The organism is Methylosinus sp. LW3 (genome assembly GCF_000527115.1).
Lineage (GTDB): Bacteria > Pseudomonadota > Alphaproteobacteria > Rhizobiales > Beijerinckiaceae > Methylosinus.
Genome location: NZ_AZUO01000001.1, coordinates 1,611,083 through 1,626,304 on the forward strand (window position 1 = coordinate 1,611,083; position 15,222 = coordinate 1,626,304).

General features: G+C 65.2%; 15 protein-coding genes and 1 tRNA gene. 11 read left to right on the plus strand and 5 right to left on the minus strand.

The window, feature by feature from the left end; translation table 11 throughout:
* Positions 1–105 precede the first annotated feature (105 nt).
* The 3 genes from METLW3_RS0108100 to METLW3_RS0108110 all read left to right on the plus strand — a co-directional run bounded on the left by METLW3_RS0108100 (position 106) and on the right by METLW3_RS0108110 (position 3,929).
* On the plus strand, positions 106–981 hold the full coding sequence (locus METLW3_RS0108100; protein WP_024879450.1) for a TIGR00282 family metallophosphoesterase: 876 nt from the start codon (positions 106–108) through the stop codon (positions 979–981).
* Positions 978–1,895 carry a neutral zinc metallopeptidase gene (locus METLW3_RS0108105; protein WP_024879451.1) on the plus strand — a complete coding sequence of 306 codons (918 nt, stop codon included), beginning with the start codon at positions 978–980 and terminating at the stop codon, positions 1,893–1,895. The genes METLW3_RS0108100 and METLW3_RS0108105 overlap by 4 nt, the downstream gene beginning before the upstream one ends.
* 123 nt (positions 1,896–2,018) lie before the next feature.
* Positions 2,019–3,929, plus strand: coding sequence for a S9 family peptidase (locus METLW3_RS0108110; RefSeq protein WP_024879452.1), 1,911 nt, complete (start codon positions 2,019–2,021; stop codon positions 3,927–3,929).
* A 96-nt stretch (positions 3,930–4,025) separates the two neighbouring features.
* On the opposite strand, the gene METLW3_RS0108115 is transcribed toward METLW3_RS0108110, so the two are convergent.
* Both METLW3_RS0108115 and METLW3_RS0108120 read right to left on the minus strand, forming a co-directional pair.
* The gene (locus METLW3_RS0108115; protein ID WP_024879453.1) at positions 4,026–4,556 is read right to left on the minus strand and encodes a hypothetical protein; all 531 of its coding nucleotides are present in this window, start codon (positions 4,554–4,556) and stop codon (positions 4,026–4,028) included.
* Positions 4,557–4,655: 99 nt separating this feature from the next.
* Positions 4,656–5,411, minus strand: a complete 756-nt coding sequence (locus tag METLW3_RS0108120; RefSeq protein ID WP_024879454.1) for a hypothetical protein — start codon at positions 5,409–5,411, stop codon at positions 4,656–4,658.
* A gap of 182 nt (positions 5,412–5,593) precedes the next feature.
* Here METLW3_RS0108120 and METLW3_RS0108125 point away from each other — a divergent pair, with 182 nt between their 5' ends.
* Positions 5,594–5,827 carry a hypothetical protein gene (locus tag METLW3_RS0108125; protein ID WP_024879455.1) on the plus strand — a complete coding sequence of 78 codons (234 nt, stop codon included), beginning with the start codon at positions 5,594–5,596 and terminating at the stop codon, positions 5,825–5,827.
* Positions 5,828–5,864: 37 nt separating this feature from the next.
* Here METLW3_RS0108125 and METLW3_RS0108130 read toward each other — a convergent pair whose 3' ends face one another.
* The gene (locus tag METLW3_RS0108130; RefSeq protein ID WP_024879456.1) at positions 5,865–6,533 is read right to left on the minus strand and encodes a glutathione S-transferase family protein; all 669 of its coding nucleotides are present in this window, start codon (positions 6,531–6,533) and stop codon (positions 5,865–5,867) included.
* Between the two features lie 128 nt (positions 6,534–6,661).
* Here METLW3_RS0108130 and phaZ point away from each other — a divergent pair, with 128 nt between their 5' ends.
* The 3 genes from phaZ to mtnA all read left to right on the plus strand — a co-directional run bounded on the left by phaZ (position 6,662) and on the right by mtnA (position 9,986).
* Positions 6,662–7,876, plus strand: a complete 1,215-nt coding sequence (gene phaZ, locus METLW3_RS0108135) for a polyhydroxyalkanoate depolymerase (RefSeq protein ID WP_024879457.1) — start codon at positions 6,662–6,664, stop codon at positions 7,874–7,876.
* A gap of 609 nt (positions 7,877–8,485) precedes the next feature.
* On the plus strand, positions 8,486–8,776 hold the full coding sequence (locus tag METLW3_RS0108145) for a hypothetical protein (protein ID WP_024879459.1): 291 nt from the start codon (positions 8,486–8,488) through the stop codon (positions 8,774–8,776).
* A gap of 121 nt (positions 8,777–8,897) precedes the next feature.
* Complete coding sequence (mtnA, locus tag METLW3_RS0108150; protein WP_024879460.1) at positions 8,898–9,986, plus strand: S-methyl-5-thioribose-1-phosphate isomerase; 1,089 nt, start codon at positions 8,898–8,900, stop codon at positions 9,984–9,986.
* A gap of 55 nt (positions 9,987–10,041) precedes the next feature.
* On the opposite strand, the gene METLW3_RS0108155 is transcribed toward mtnA, so the two are convergent.
* Positions 10,042–10,692 (minus strand): class II aldolase/adducin family protein, encoded by a 651-nt coding sequence (locus METLW3_RS0108155; RefSeq protein WP_024879461.1) that lies wholly within the window; start codon positions 10,690–10,692, stop codon positions 10,042–10,044.
* A gap of 89 nt (positions 10,693–10,781) precedes the next feature.
* Between METLW3_RS0108155 and hslV the strand changes: the two genes are divergently transcribed.
* The 4 genes from hslV (at position 10,782) to METLW3_RS0108175 (ending at position 14,128) form a co-directional block, all read left to right on the plus strand.
* Positions 10,782–11,348 carry an ATP-dependent protease subunit HslV gene (hslV, locus tag METLW3_RS0108160; protein ID WP_024879462.1) on the plus strand — a complete coding sequence of 189 codons (567 nt, stop codon included), beginning with the start codon at positions 10,782–10,784 and terminating at the stop codon, positions 11,346–11,348.
* 18 nt (positions 11,349–11,366) lie between these two features.
* On the plus strand, positions 11,367–12,674 hold the full coding sequence (hslU, locus tag METLW3_RS0108165; RefSeq protein WP_024879463.1) for an ATP-dependent protease ATPase subunit HslU: 1,308 nt from the start codon (positions 11,367–11,369) through the stop codon (positions 12,672–12,674).
* A gap of 119 nt (positions 12,675–12,793) precedes the next feature.
* Positions 12,794–12,869: transfer RNA gene (locus tag METLW3_RS0108170), tRNA-Ala, on the plus strand.
* A 143-nt stretch (positions 12,870–13,012) separates the two neighbouring features.
* Entirely contained in the window at positions 13,013–14,128 is a 1,116-nt protein-coding gene (locus METLW3_RS0108175) for an acyltransferase (RefSeq protein ID WP_024879464.1), read from the plus strand.
* 22 nt (positions 14,129–14,150) lie between these two features.
* On the opposite strand, the gene pstS is transcribed toward METLW3_RS0108175, so the two are convergent.
* The gene (gene pstS, locus METLW3_RS0108180) at positions 14,151–15,182 is read right to left on the minus strand and encodes a phosphate ABC transporter substrate-binding protein PstS (RefSeq protein WP_024879465.1); all 1,032 of its coding nucleotides are present in this window, start codon (positions 15,180–15,182) and stop codon (positions 14,151–14,153) included.
* Positions 15,183–15,222 lie beyond the last annotated feature (40 nt).

Genomic DNA, 15,222 nt, shown 5'->3' on the forward strand with positions numbered 1-15,222 from the left:
ATTGCTCCCCGCCCCATTGCGCTATATGGAACATCTGAACTTCCCTTCTATCCCACGAGCGTTCTCATGCCCCATTCCACCGATTATTCGCCGAGCGAGCGCGGGATGCGCCTCCTCTTCATCGGCGATGTGGTGGGGCGGGCCGGGCGCAAGGCGATACAGGAGCGGCTGCCGGAGCTGCGCCGTCGCTGGGCGCTCGATTTCATCGTCGTCAATGGCGAGAACGCGGCCGGCGGCTTCGGCATAACCGAGGCGATCTGCGACGAGATGCTCGCCGCCGGCGCCGACTGCATCACCACCGGCAATCACGCCTTCGATCAGCGGGAGGCGCTGGTCTTCATCGAGCGCCAGCCGCGGCTGCTGCGCCCGGTGAATTATCCGCCCGGCACGCCCGGCCGGGGCGCCAATCTCTACACGGCCGAGAACGGCCGTCAGGTGCTGGTGGTGAACGTCCAGGGCCGCGTCTTCATGGACGCGCTGGACGATCCCTTCGCCGCTATTGAGCGGGAAGTGGGCGCCTGTCCGCTGGGCATGGCTTGCGACGCGCTCATCGTCGACATACATGCCGAAACGTCCAGCGAGAAAATGGCCATGGGCCATTTCGTCGACGGACGCGCCTCTCTGGTGGTGGGCACGCACACCCATGTGCCGACGGCGGACGGGCAGATATTGCCGCATGGCACGGCCTATATGACCGACGCCGGCATGACCGGAGACTATGATTCGGTCATCGGCATGGAGAAGGAGGAGCCGCTGCGCCGCTTCACGCGCAAAACGCCGGGCGCCCGTTTCGAGCCCGCCCAGGGCGAGGCGACGCTCTGCGGCGTCGCAGTGGAGCTTTCGGCCGACGGCCTCGCGCGGCGCATCGCCCCGGTGCGGCTCGGCGGCCGGCTGGCGCAGGCCAAGCCGGACTTCTGGCAGGAGGAGGACGAGGCCCGGGCAGGGCGGCTCGTCGAAGCGATCGGAGCGCCAAGGCGATGAGATGGGATCAGCTCGGCCAGTCCGACAACATTGAGGATCGTCGCAGCCAGGACTACGCCGACGCCGGCGCGGGGCCGAGCTTCGGCGGCGGTGGCGGGCTCGGGCTGGGCACGATCGTCATTCTCGGCGTCCTCGCCTATGCGTTCGGCATAAATCCGGCGCTGCTGATCGGCGGCGCGGAAGTGCTCAGCAATATGCGCGGCGGCGGGCAGGTGGCGCAGCAGCGGCTCGATCGCCCGACGCGTCAGGCGCCGACTGGCGCGCCGGCCGATCGCCAGGGTCAGTTCATCTCCGCCGTGCTCGCCGGCAATGAGCGCGTGTGGTCGCAGATTTTGCCCGAGCAGAAGGGCATTCGCTTCGACCCGGCGCGGCTCGTTCTGTTCAACGGCGTCACCGGTTCGGCTTGCGGCCGCGCGCAATCGGCCATGGGGCCTTTCTACTGCCCCGTCGACCGGAAAATCTATCTCGACACATCGTTTTTCCGCGACATGGATCGGCGCTTCGGCGGCGGCGGCGATTTCGCCTATGCCTATGTGATCTCCCATGAGATGGGCCATCACATCGAGAATCTGCTCGGCATTCTGCCCAAGGTGCAGCGCGCGCAGCAGATGGCGTCGAGCCGTTCCGAGTCCAATAATCTCTCGGTCCGCGTGGAGCTGATGGCCGATTGCCTCTCCGGCGTCTGGGCGGCGCACGCCGATCAGAATTGGAAGATTCTCGAGAAGGGCGACATCGAAAAGGCGATCAACACCGCGCAGGCGATCGGCGACGATCGTCTCCAGCGTTCCGCGCAGGGCTATGCGGTGCCGGACAGCTTCACCCATGGCTCCTCGGCGCAGCGCGTCGAATGGTTCCAGCGCGGTCTGCAGACCGGCAAGATCGACGCCTGCAACACATTTACGGCGCAGCGCTAGCGTCTTGCGTCATTGTTCGACTGACAAGCGAGCCTGAAGGCTCGCGGTCCAAAGAGCTCCCTGGACCGCGAGCCTTCAGGCTAGCTCTGTGAAGCGGTTTCGATTTTGCGGAGATCGATTGCAATGCCCGACCAGCTCATTCCCAGAGCGCATCTTTTCGGCAATCCGACCAAGGCGGGGACGCGGCTGAGCCCGGACGGGCGGCGGCTCGCCTGGCTGCAGCCGGATGCAGGCGTGCTCAATATTTTCGTGGCGCCGCTCGATCGCCTCGAGGATGCGCGCGTCGTCACCAATGATCGCAAGCGCGGCGTGCGGAGCTTCTCCTGGGCCTATGACGGCCACAGCCTGCTCTATATGCAGGACGAGGGCGGCGACGAGAATTTTCACGTCTATGTCGTCGACGCCGAGGGCGGTCCCGCGCGCGACCTCACGCCCTTCGAGGGCGTCGCCGCGCGCGTCAGCGGAACCAGTCGCAAGATTCGCGATCGAATCCTTCTCTCCATCAACCGCCGCGACAAGCGCTTTCACGATCTCTATTCGGCGATCATCGCCACTGGCGAACTGACGCTGGTGCAAGAAAATCCAGGCTTCGCCGGCTTCATCCACGACGATGATCTCGCGCCGCGCCTCGCCATACGCAGCGGCAAGGATGGAAGCAGCGAGATTTTGCGTCCCGATGGCGGCCGTGGCTGGACGCAATGGATTACCTTTTCGCCGGAGGATGCGCGCACATCATCGCCGCTGCATCTCGACGCCGCGGCGAAGACCTTGTTCTTGCGCGACAGCCGCGGGCGTGACAAGGCTGCGCTGTTTCGCGTCGATGTCGCCTCTGGCGAGACCAAGCTCATCGCCGAGAGCGACAAGGCCGATATCGGTCATATCATCGGCGATCACGACAGCTATGAGCCGCTCGCCTATAGCGTCGAGCGCGAGCGCTTCGAATATGTCGCGCTCGACGATCGCATAAAGGCGGATATCGACTTTCTGAACGCGCGCGGCATCGGCGATTGGAGCATCGGTAGCCGCACCGAGGATGATTCTCTCTGGACCGTCTCGGCGCAATCCGACACCAGCCCGTCCGCCTCCTATCTCTATGATCGCCGCGCGAAGAGCCTGCGCCTGCTGCATCATGCGCGGCCGCAGCTCATTGGCGCGCCTTTGCGTCCGATGCGGCCGGTGACGATCAAATCGCGCGATGGGCTCGATCTCGTCTGCTATCTCACGTCGCCGCAGACGGCGGAGGCGAAGGCGCCGCAGCCCATGGTTCTCTATGTCCATGGCGGGCCATGGTCGCGCGATTCCTTCGGCTATAACGCCGCGCATCAATGGCTCGCCAATCGCGGCTATGCCGTGCTCAGCGTGAATTTCCGCGCCTCGACCGGGCTCGGCAAAGCATTCGTCAACGCCGGCGATCACGAATGGGGCCGGCGCATGGACGATGATCTCAACGACGCCGTCGATTGGGCGATCCGCCAGGGGATCGCCGATATGAGCCGCATCGCCATAATGGGCGGCAGCTATGGCGGCTATGCGACTCTCGTCGGCCTCACGCGCAATCCGCAGCGCTATGTTTGCGGCGTCGATGTCGTCGGCCCGTCCAATCTCGAGACGTTGATCGCGACCATTCCGCCCTATTGGGAATCCGCACGCGCGCAATTGGTGAAGGCGCTCGGCGATCCGGCGACGGAGGAGGGGCGCGTGCTGCTGCGCGAGCGTTCGCCGCTCCATTCCGCCGATCGTCTCGCCAAGCCGCTGCTGATCGCGCAAGGCGCCAATGATCCGCGCGTGAAGAAAGCCGAGGCCGAGCAAATGGTCGCGGCGCTGGAGGCCAAGAAGATTCCCGTCGCCTATCTGCTCTATCCCGACGAGGGCCATGGCTTCGCGCGGCCGGAGAATGCGCTCTCCTACCACGCCGTCGCGGAGAATTTCCTCGCCCGTCATCTCGGCGGTCGCGCCGAGCCGGTGCGGGCGGAAGAGCTTTCTGCGAGCAGCCTGAAGATAGAAAAGGGCGCGTCGGAGCTGGCGCTGCCGTAGCGGCCGCCCGCCGCTGGACGAGAGCGAGCCTGAAGGCTCGCGGTCCAACGCGCGCCATGGACGGCGAGCCTTCAGGCTCGCATCGGAGAACCCACGTCAGATTGCGCGGCGGGCTTTCGTCGTCAGCTCGGTCGCGCGCAGCTTTTTGGCGAGCGTCGCCAAATCGCCGGCGGCGCCGAAATCCTCGCGCCGGGCGACGAGGCCGACGGGCTCCGCCAGCCGCGGCGCGATGCGCGTCAGCAGCGAGCTGGGCGCGGCGCGCAGCACGAGCGCGCGGTCGCGTCCGCCATAGGCGAGAGCGTCGCGCACTTCATCGACGAAGCCGCGCTCGGGCGCATGGCCGGCGCGCAGAACAAGCACATCGGGATAGCGCATCGCTGGCAGCGCGCGGGCGAGGCCGGAGCGCGCGTCGACGGCTTCCACCAGCCCACAGCCGGCCTCCTCGGCAATGATGCCGAGGCCGGAGTCGGGCGGCCCCACCAGCACGGCGTCGGCGACGAGGCCGGCGACGCAAGCGTCGATGAGCGAGGCGAGCGTGCGCACGATCGCGTCGCGCTCGGCCGATTCCCGGGCGCGCCCGCCCGTCGCCGGGGGCGTGTCGAATGCGAGTATGACGGCCGAAAGCATGAGCGTCGCCAGAGAGAGCGCCTATCGTAAGACGCTCATATCCCATATTTTCGCCCTGCTCGGCAAATGCGCCGCGTCAGCCCCGCCAAATGTGCCGCGTCAGCTTCGCAACGTGTCGAATGTCGCGGCGATCTCGGCGGCGTCGAAATCCGCTATTGCGGCGGGCAGCAGCGGGTCCTCGCCGTCGATCCAGCGCTGCTCGGCGTCGGCGTCGTCGAGCGCTATGGCGACTGCGCCATTGAGCTCATAGAGGCGCCAGGCGAGGCCGGCCGAGCGCATCGAGGACATCATCGCATTCTGCACCATGCTGCGGACCATGAGATGCGGCGTCGAGACGGCGGTGTCGGCGTCGTAGCCGTTGGTCGCAGCGAGGCAGGCGTTCTTGTCATAGGAGGCGTGCCCGCGACAGGCGAGCGGACGCAGCCGATAGAGCAGGCAGAGGCCCGCCTCGATATAGGGGCAGGGCTGGCGCAGCGCCATGCGGGCGCTCTCCGAGCAGCCATTGGCGAAAGCGTTGATCGCGGCTATGCGCCCCGGCAGATCGACGCCGCGCTGCGCGAGCGCGCGCTGATTGGCGTTGACGAAACGCGCGATGAGAAACACCTCCGGCGCCGTGGCGACAACGCGCAGCACGCAGCAGGCGGGACAATCGCCGGCGCAGGCGATGGCCGGCGCGCCTTCCGTCTGAATGACGAGATTGCCCTCGAAGCTGTCGAAGGCCTGGAGGCAGAGCGCGCCGATGAATTCCGGCCGCTTGCGGCGCTCGCGGATCGTCGCGTCGAAGGCGTGCGCCATAGCTTTGAAGAAGGAGGAGGGGCCGTCGGAGGTCGGATCGGTCGGGCTCGGATCGGTCATGGGCGCGCTCGGGTCGTGGCTCTCATTCGTGTTATGTAACCATGATACATAACGATGGGCAAGCCGCCGAATCCCCCCAAAGCCGGCGGTTGCAGCGCCGGACGCCCGCGGCGGCCGGAACTCGCATCCTGCTCGCGCGTTTTCTAGCTCTTTGGGGCCGGGCGCGTAAAGAGGAGACCGTTATGGGACGAAACGCCTTGAAATTGGCCTCGGCCGCCGTCGTGGCCTGCGCCTTCGCCGGCGCCGCGCAGGCGCATAATGATTTCACCGATCGCGCGGAAAATTACGCCGCCACGCCGCAGTCCCCGGCCTATTACGAGCCGCAGTATTATTACGCTTATCCGAGCTATGTGGAGCCGTATTATTCGGGACGCTCGATCTATGTCGCGCCCCGGCGCAGGTGGCGCTATCGATAGGCGATGTCGGAAACCTAAAGAGCGCGAGGCGCGAGCTTCAAAACTCGACCTCGAGCTCCTCGATCTCTTCCTTCTCGAGCAGCGCCGCAGCGATCCATTCCTGCATTGCAGGCAATTCGAAAATGCGATCGCAATAGGCTTGGCTGACGTCGTCCAGAGGAACGTCGTAAGTGCGAAAGCGCGTCGCCACCGGCGCGTACATCGCGTCGGCCATGGAGATCTGGCCGAAGAGATAAGGCCCGCCATAGGTCTCGAGGCATTCGCGCCAGATCTGCGTGACGCGCGCGATGTCGCCTTGCGCCTTCGACCAGACCTTGAACTTGGGGAAATGGCCTTTCAGATTCATCGGCAGCGCCGAGCGCAGCGATGTGAAGCCCGAGTGAATCTCGCCGCAGATGGAGCGGCAATGCGCGCGGCGCATGCGATCGGCCGGCAATAGTCCCGCCGTCGGCGCGATCTCGTTCAAGAATTCGCCGATCGCCAGAGTGTCCCAGATTTTCGCGCCGTCATGCGTGAGGCAAGGCACGAGGATGGACGGCGACAGCAGGAGAATTTCCGCGCGCGCCGCGACATCGTCGGGACTGACGACGACTTCCTCGAAAGCGACGCCGGAAAGCTTGGCCATCAGCCAGCCCCGCAAGGACCAAGACGAATAGTTTTTGCTGCTGATCGTGAGCGTCGTCGTCGCCGCCGTGTTCGCCGCCATGAGAAACGCTTCCTCCTTTTCCTTTGGTGGACTGTGCAGCAAGCGCTGTGCCATGCTAGAGCCCGTCCATGGCACGGGGCTTGCTCGACCTGCCCCATCGGTAACGGAAGGTTTCGCTCAGCCGCATGATGTATGACGCATATCAGAGCTACGCCGACGTGAGCAATCGACTTCGTCTGGCGGCGGCGAGCGGCGAGCGACTTGCTCGCCTATGGAAATCGACGCCTTACGCGTCGCCTTTGCGGTGCTTCGAGGCCTATTGCGAGCTGGTCTCGCTGCTCGGCTTCACGCATGTGCGTCCCGACTATGGCGTCACGCAGATCACGACGCATAATGGCGCCGCCATCGACGTGATAGAGGAGCCGGTCTACGCCACGCCTTTCTGCCAGCTGCTGCGCTTCGTGCGCAAGGATGCGGAAAATCTCCCGCGCGTGCTGCTCGTCGCGCCAATGTCCGGGCATTTCGCGACTCTGCTGCGCGGCACGATCCGCACGCTCGCGCAGGACCACGACGTCTATGTCACCGACTGGATCAACACGCGCGACATACCGCTCTCGCAGGGCGTTTTCGGCATGGACGAGTTCGTCCAGCATCTGATCGATTTTCTGCGCTTCCTCGGCCCGCCCGCCCATGTCGTCGCGGTCTGCCAGCCGACGGTCGCGGCGCTCTCCGCCGTCGCGATAATGGCCGAGGACAATGACCCCGCGCAGCCGGCGAGCCTCACGCTGATGGCGGGGCCGCTCGATGTCAGCGTCTCGCCCACTAAGGTCAATGAATTCGCCGTCTCCAAGCCGATCGAATGGTTCCGCAGCAATGTGATCGGCACAGTGCCGCGCATGCTGCCGGGGGCGGGGCGGCGGGTCTATCCCGGCTTTCTGCAAATCTCCGGCTTCATGAGCATGAACGCCGAGCGCCACGCCAACGCCTTCATCGATCTCTTCCGCCACCGCGTCGAGGGCGACCATGAGAAGGCGGACCGCATCCGCACCTTCTATGAGGAATATTTCGCGATAATGGACCTCGATGCGGATTTCTATCTGCAGACGATCGAGACCGTCTTCCACAAAAATGCCCTTTCTGCGGGCAGTCTGCTCTTTAAAGGGCGGAAGGTGACGCCGCGCGCGATCAAGAAGACCTTCCTGCTCACGGTAGAGGGCGAGAAGGACGATATTTGCGCCGTGGGCCAGACGCTCGCCGCTCAGGATATGTGCAGCGGCCTGCGTCCCTATATGAAGTCGCACCATTTGCAGGCCGGCGTCGGCCATTATGGCGTCTTCAACGGCAAGCGCTGGGACAATCAGATCTACCCCGTCGTACGCGACCATATCCAAAACAGTCTGTGAGCGGGACGCCGCAGGGGCGGAAGCTGGGCGATCGGACGGGCGCCGAAGGCGTTGCGCCGTCCCGGGGCCGTTGAGCCCGCCCGAGACCGCCGCCTCTCGTCTTCGTCGGGCCGCGCGAGCCGCCAGCGCCTTCCTCTCACGATGCTGGACCTCAACGCGCAGTAGCAGGCCGGCGTCGGCACTATGGCGTCTTCAATGGTGAGCGCTGGGACAATCAGCTCTGCCCCGGTCCCCCGCGACCACATTCAGAACAGCCTGCGAGCGGCGAGCCGAGGCCGGGACTGTGACAAATTGTTGCAGGGCGTCACGGCGGCGCCGCAGGGGCGCGAGCAGGGCGTCCAGCCTCGGCGTAAAATGCACGACAAGCATATGATATAAAACAAAATAAGCTGATCGTTTAGGCGTCATAAGGGTTGCTGGACTATTACGTTCCTCTATAGCCCAACGGGAATTTTTCCTTGAAATTTTTGTGCGGCGCAATATTCTAAGTTCACTGAATTTCGGCGCGCTCCGTCGAGCATCGTTCCCGAGCCGCGCCGCCGGAATCGAACTTTAAAAGAAGCCTTCCGACCCGTTCGACCGTGGCTGTGAAGGCGAGACGAGGTCACTATGGAATCGATCAAGACTTGGTTTCAGGACTGGTCCGACGCCTGCGAATACGCCAAGGAATGCGCGCCCGACCTGTCTTTCCTCCCTGGCGAGCCCTTCACCGCGCTCTTCGGCATCGCCGCCGTGTGCTTCCTGGTCTGGTGGTGGAACGAGCGTTCCTTGCGCGCCCAATTGGCGATCGTCGCCAGCGCTTGGGCCACGCCGCAGCAGGTCGAGGCTCCTGCGAGCCCGGTCGCCGCTCGTGACCGCGCATGGGCTTTCTCTCCGGCCGCTCTGAAGCGCGCCGCTTGATCTGGACGAGCGGGCGGCGGCGCGACAGCGCGGGCCGCCCGATCGCTTTCGGGCGAAAGGTCGACAGGACGGCGGCCATAGGCTAGGCGTGGAGCAGGACTCCGCCGGACACGCCGCCGCGATGCGCATCGACTCACGCCACTACCGCACCATCTGGGAAAACGCCGACGGAAGCGTCGAGGCGATCGACCAGACCAAGCTCCCTCATAGATTCGAGACCAGAAGGCTCGCCTCGCTCGACGACGCCGTCGCCGCGATTGCGACCATGGTCGTGCGCGGCGCGCCGCTGATCGGCGTCACCGGCGCCTATGGGCTGGCGCTCGCCGCAGCCGTCGATCCGAGCGACGCGGCGCTGGAGGAGGCCCATGCGCGGCTCGCCGCGGCGCGCCCCACGGCCGTCAATTTGCGCTGGGCGCTCGATCGGATGCGCAGGCTGCTGCTTTCCGCGGCGCCCTCGGATCGGTGCGCGCTCGCTTTCGGCGAGGCCGGCGCCATCGCCGATGAGGACGCGCTCTGCTGCGAGGCGATCGCCGACCATGGCGCGCCGCTGATCTGCGCCGCCGCCGCCGAGCATCCGGGCCGGCCGGTCAATATTCTCACCCATTGCAACGCCGGCTGGCTCGCCGCCGTCGATTGGGGCACAGCGCTCGCGCCCATCTACAAGGCGGCGCGCGATGGAATCGATCTGCATGTGTGGGTCGACGAGACGCGGCCACGCAATCAAGGCGCGAGCCTCACTGCCTTCGAGCTTTCGGGCGAAGGGATTCCCCACACCGTCATCGCCGACAACACGGGCGGCCATTTGATGCAGCACGGGCTCGTCGATCTCTGCATCGTCGGCAGCGACCGCACGACGCGAATCGGCGATGTCTGCAACAAGATCGGCACCTATCTGAAGGCGCTCGCCGCCCATGACAATGGCGTGCCCTTCTATGTCGCGCTGCCGAGCTCGACGATCGATTGGGCGATGCGCGACGGCGTCGCCGAAATCCCGATCGAGCAGCGCGACGCGAGCGAGGTGACGCATATCTCCGGCCTCGCCGACGATGGCGTGGTGACGCGCGTGCAAGTGACGCCGAAAGGTTCGCCCGCCGCCAATTACGCTTTCGACGTGACGCCTGCGCGTCTCGTCGGCGCGCTGATAACAGAGCGCGGAGTGTGCGCCGCGAGCGAGGCGGGCTTGCGCGGATTGTTCCCCGATCTGGCGTAACCGACGTGCGCGATTCCTTCTCCCACTTGTGGGAGAAGGAGAGAACGGCACGATCTCACTTCGACGATTTCAATCCGTAATTTTCAAAACGGGTGATTTCGTTTTCGATTTCTTCCTCTGAAATCAGCACCGGCTCGCCGGCGATGCCCGCGAGATAATAGAGCCGCGCCAGCGTCTCGAGCTCCACTGCGCGCCACATTGCGCGATCCAATCCTTCGCCGAGCGCGATCATGCCGTGATTGCCGAGCAGCACGCCATGCGCGCGGCCCAATCCTTCGACCGCGAGATCGGAGAGCGCCTGTGTGCCGAAAGGCGCGTAATCGGTGCAGCGAATGCGGGACGTGCGGAAAATCCCGATCATATAATGCACGGGCGGAATCTCGCGCCGCAGCGTGGCCAGCGTCGTCGCATAAATGGAATGCGTATGCACCACCGCCTGCACATCCGGCCTGGCGCGTAGGATATCGCGATGCATGCGCCATTCGCTGGAAGGCGCCAGTGGTCCTTCAGACTCGCCGTCGCCCGCGAGCGGCATGCGCGCGATCATCTGCGGGGTCATTGTGGCGTAGGAGATTCCGCTCGGCGTGATCAGCATCGCCTCGCCGTCGCGCACCGATAGATTGCCGGCGGTTCCTTGATTGAGGCCGAGCGCATTCATGCTCCGCGCCGCTTCGACGATCGCCTCTCGCTTGCTCGCATCCGTCATTCCACCCCTCCGTCTGCGAATGCGCGCCCCTTGCCGAGCGACGCCTCAATCCCTACATCCTCGAAACTCTTTTTCCAGCCGAGGCTCGGATGACACAAGAACAAAATACGAAACCGGCGAGCTGGCACGCGACGACCATCGTTCTGGTGAAAAAGAACGGCAAGACCGTCATCGCGGGCGACGGACAGGTGAGCCTCGGCCAGACCATCGTCAAGGCGAACGCCAAGAAGGTGCGTCGTCTCGGCAAGGGTGATGTGATCGCGGGTTTCGCCGGCGCAACGGCTGACGCCTTCACTCTGTTCGAGCGGCTCGAGGGCAAGCTCGAGCAATATCCCGGGCAATTGACGCGCGCCTGCGTGGAGCTCGCCAAGGATTGGCGCATGGACCGTTATCTGCGCCGGCTCGAGGCGATGATGCTGGTCGCCGATCGCGAGGTGGGGCTGACGCTGACCGGCGCCGGCGACGTGCTGGAGCCGGAAGCCTTCGAGCATGGCTCGGTGGCGGCGATCGGCTCCGGCGGCAATTTTGCGCTCGCCGCGGCGCGCGCGCTGCTCGATCAGCCGATAGAGGCCGAGGTGATCGCCAAGCGCGCGATGGAGATCGCGGCCGACATCTGCGTCTACACCAATCGCAACATCGTGCTCGAATCGATCTGAGCTTTCCGAGGAACTGATATGGCCGATTTTTCCCCGCGCGAGATCGTCTCGGAGCTCGACCGATTCATCGTCGGACAGAAGGACGCCAAGCGCGCCGTCGCCATTGCGCTGCGCAATCGCTGGCGCAGGCTCCGCCTCGAAGGCTCTATGCGCGAAGAGGTGCTGCCCAAGAACATATTGATGATCGGCCCCACTGGTTGCGGCAAGACCGAGATCGCGCGCCGTCTCGCCAAGCTCGCCAATGCGCCCTTCCTCAAGATAGAGGCGACGAAATTCACCGAGGTCGGCTATGTCGGCCGCGATGTCGAGCAGATCGTCCGCGATCTCGTCGAGGTGGCGATCCTGCTGGTGAAGGAGCGTCGGCGCAAGGATGTCGAGGCCAAGGCCCAGCTGGCGGCGGAGGAGCGCGTGCTCGATGCGCTGGTCGGCCCGGCGGCCTCGCCGGCGACGCGCGATTCCTTCCGCAAGAAGCTGCGCGCCGGCGAGCTGGACGATAAGGAGATCGAGGTCGAGCTGGCGCAATCGGGGCCGCAGGTCCCCATGTTCGAGCTGCCGAACATGCCCGGCGCCAGCGTTTCCGCCTTCTCCATCGGCGATATTTTCGGCAAGGCGTTTCAGGGCCGGCCGAAGCGCCGAAAAATGGCGGTGAAGGAGGCCCATGGCCCGCTGCTCGCCGAGGAGAGCGACAAGCTCATCGACCAGGAGGAGAGCGTCCGCGAGGCGATTTCCGAGGTCGAGAATAATGGCATCGTCTTCCTCGACGAGATGGACAAGATTTGCGCCCGCGAGGGCAGGGGCGGCGCCGATGTCTCGCGCGAGGGCGTGCAGCGCGACCTGCTGCCGCTGATCGAGGGCACCACGGTCGCGACCAAGCACGGGCCGGTGAAGACCGACCATGTTTTGTTCATCGCCTCCGGCGCCTTCCATGTCGCCAAACCCTCCGATCTGCTGCCGGAGCTGCAGGGCCGCCTGCCGATCAGAGTCGAGCTCGCCTCGCTGGACGAGGAGGATTTCCGCCGCATCCTCACCGAGACCGAGGCCTGCCTCACCAAGCAATATGTGGCGCTGCTGGCGACGGAGGGCGTCGCGCTGGAGATCGCGCCTTCGGCGGTGGACGCCATCGCCCGCGTCGCCGTGCAGGTGAATTCCTCGGTGGAGAACATAGGCGCGCGCCGCCTGCAGACGGTAATGGAGCGCGTGCTGGACGAGGTGAGCTTCTCCGCCTCCGATCGCGCCGGCGAGACGGTGACGATCGACGGCGCCTATGTCGAGGAGCATATCGGCGACCTCGCCAAGAACCGCGATTTGAGCCGCTTCATTCTCTGACGAGAAAGGGCGAAAAGCGGGCTTGCGGCGCGCGACGGGCTGCACTATACAGCCCTCGCGCTGCAGCGGCGACGCCGCGGTTCGCCCCGCCCTCACCCCAGAGAGGGCGGCAAAAAAGTGGGGCCATAGCTCAGTTGGGAGAGCGCTTCAATGGCATTGAAGAGGTCGTCGGTTCGATTCCGTCTGGCTCCACCAAAGACATCCCGCTGCAGATACGCTCATGCTTCCGCTCCGAGCCTCGGCGCTCGAAGCGCCTTGAAGCAGGCGTGATTCTCTGATCTCGAAGGCGCCGGAACGAATGGGCGTGCTCGCCCCTCGGCGGCCAATCGCGAAACCCCATGCAGCAGCCTCGAAAGCCTCGTCTCCAGCATCTCGACATGCTGCGCGGTCTCTGCGCGCTCGGCGTGGTGGTCAGCCATTTGCGGGCGCTGCTCGTCGTTCCCTATGCCGAAGCGGCGCGACATGGACTCCTCGACAAATTCCTCTTCACGCTCGGCGGTCTCGGCCATGAGTGCGTGATCGCCTTTTTCGCGCTCAGCGGCTTTCTCGTCGGCGGCTCGACTCTCGCTGCGATGCGGGCGGGGCGCTTCTCCTGGGCGGATTACGGCGCCGCGCGGCTCTCGCGGCTGTGGACCGTGCTGATTCCCGCGCTGGCGCTCACTGCCGTCTGGGATTTCGCCGGCGCGGCGCTCGGACCCGCCGGCGCCTATCAGGGCGCGCTGGCGGCGGTGCTGCCGAGCGGGCCGACGCCCGCCGAGCCGACGAATCACTCGCTCGCGACGCTGCTCGGCAATGTCTTTTTCCTGCAGACGATCGAGACGCCCGTCTTCGGCTCCAACCGGCCGCTGTGGAGCCTCGCCAATGAGGCCTGGTATTATCTCGCCTTCCCGCTGCTCGCCTTCGCCTTTTTCCACCGTGCGCCGCTCGTGCGGGGGCTGTGCGCGAGCGCGGGCCTGCTGATGCTGGCGCTCTTGCCGGCGGAGATCGCGCTGCTCGGCCTGCCATGGCTCGCCGGCGCGCTGGCCGCCGATCATCCGGCGCGCCCGTCGTGGGCGCGCGCCATCGGCGGCGCGCTCGCCACCGTGGCGGCGATCGGCGTCGCCCATGCGTGGCGCAATATTTTCGGCGATATGATTCTTGGCTGCGTCATCGCCTTCTGGCTGCGCGATCTCGCCGCCTTTCGGCCTTTCGGCGGGCTCTATGGCGGAGCGGCGCAGGGGCTGTCGGAAATTTCCTACACGCTCTACGCAGTGCATTTTCCGCTGCTGCTGATGCTGTGGTTCTGGCTGCTGGCGCCCGGCCAGAGCCAGCCGGGCGTCGCCGTCCTGTTGCGAATGGCTGCGCTGATGGCCGTCGCGCTGCTCTATGCGACGGCCGTCTGGTTCCTGTTCGAGCGCCGCACCAATTTGGCGCGCGGCTGGATGCGAGGGCTGGCGCGCTGGCGGCCGCTCTGAAGTCGAGCGCGCGAGCAGGCGATCAATCCTTGGCGCGGAACGCCACTTTCTGACGCCAGGCGGCTCTGATCTGATCCTTCACCGCATGGGGCAGCGGAACATATTGCAGGGCTTTCGCCGTCTTGTCGCCATGAGCGAAAGCCCAATCGAAGAACTTCAGCAGAGCCGCCGTCCGCTCCGCCTTGGCCGGAGCTTTCGGCGCCAGCACGAAGGTCGCCGTTACCAGCGGCCAGCTTTTCTCGCCCGGCATATTGGTGAGATCGACGGCGAAATTATCAGCGGCCGCCCAATCCGTATTGGCCGCCGCCGCGGCGAAGCTCTCTTCATTCGGCGCGACATATTTGCCGGCGCGATTGAGCAGCTTGGCCGGCGCGAGATGATTGGTCGTCACATAGGAATTTTCGGCATAGCCGATCGAGCCCAAGGTGCGCGGAACCTCGCCCGCCGTGCCGGCGCTGCCATGCACGCCGACGCCGCTCGGCCATTCCAGCGTCAGCGCGACGCCCATGCGCGTCTTCCACGCCTCGCTCACTTTGGAGAGATAGCGCGACAGCGCGAAGGTCGATCCAGAAGCGTTGGAATGATGGATGGGGACGATCAGCAGATCGGGAAGCGCGAGACCGTGATTGAGCGCGACGATGCGCGGATCGTTCCAGCGCGTGATCGCGCCGAGATAGATGTCGGCGATGACCGGCCCGTCGAGCTTCAGCGCATTGGCGCCGACGCCAGGGATGTTGACGATCACATCGAGGCCGCCGACGACGGTCGGAAACTGCAGCAGATCGCCTTCCTCTATCCGCTTCGCCTCCATCGGCACGTCGGAGGCGCCGAAATCGACAGTGCCGGCGGCGGCCTGCTTTTGTCCGACGCCGGAGCCCGTCGCCTGATAATTGACTTCCAATCCGAGGCTCGGCTTCGCCTCATGCGCCCAGCGCGTGTAGATCGGCGCGGCGAAAGCGGAGCCTGTTCCCGAGAGCGAGGTCTCGGCGCGCGCGGCGTCGAGACTCGTGATGGCGGCGATCGAGATGATGAAAATGCTGCAGGCGTTACGCATGGTCGTTCGTCCTGTGGCGGATAGAAAATCAGGAAGCTCG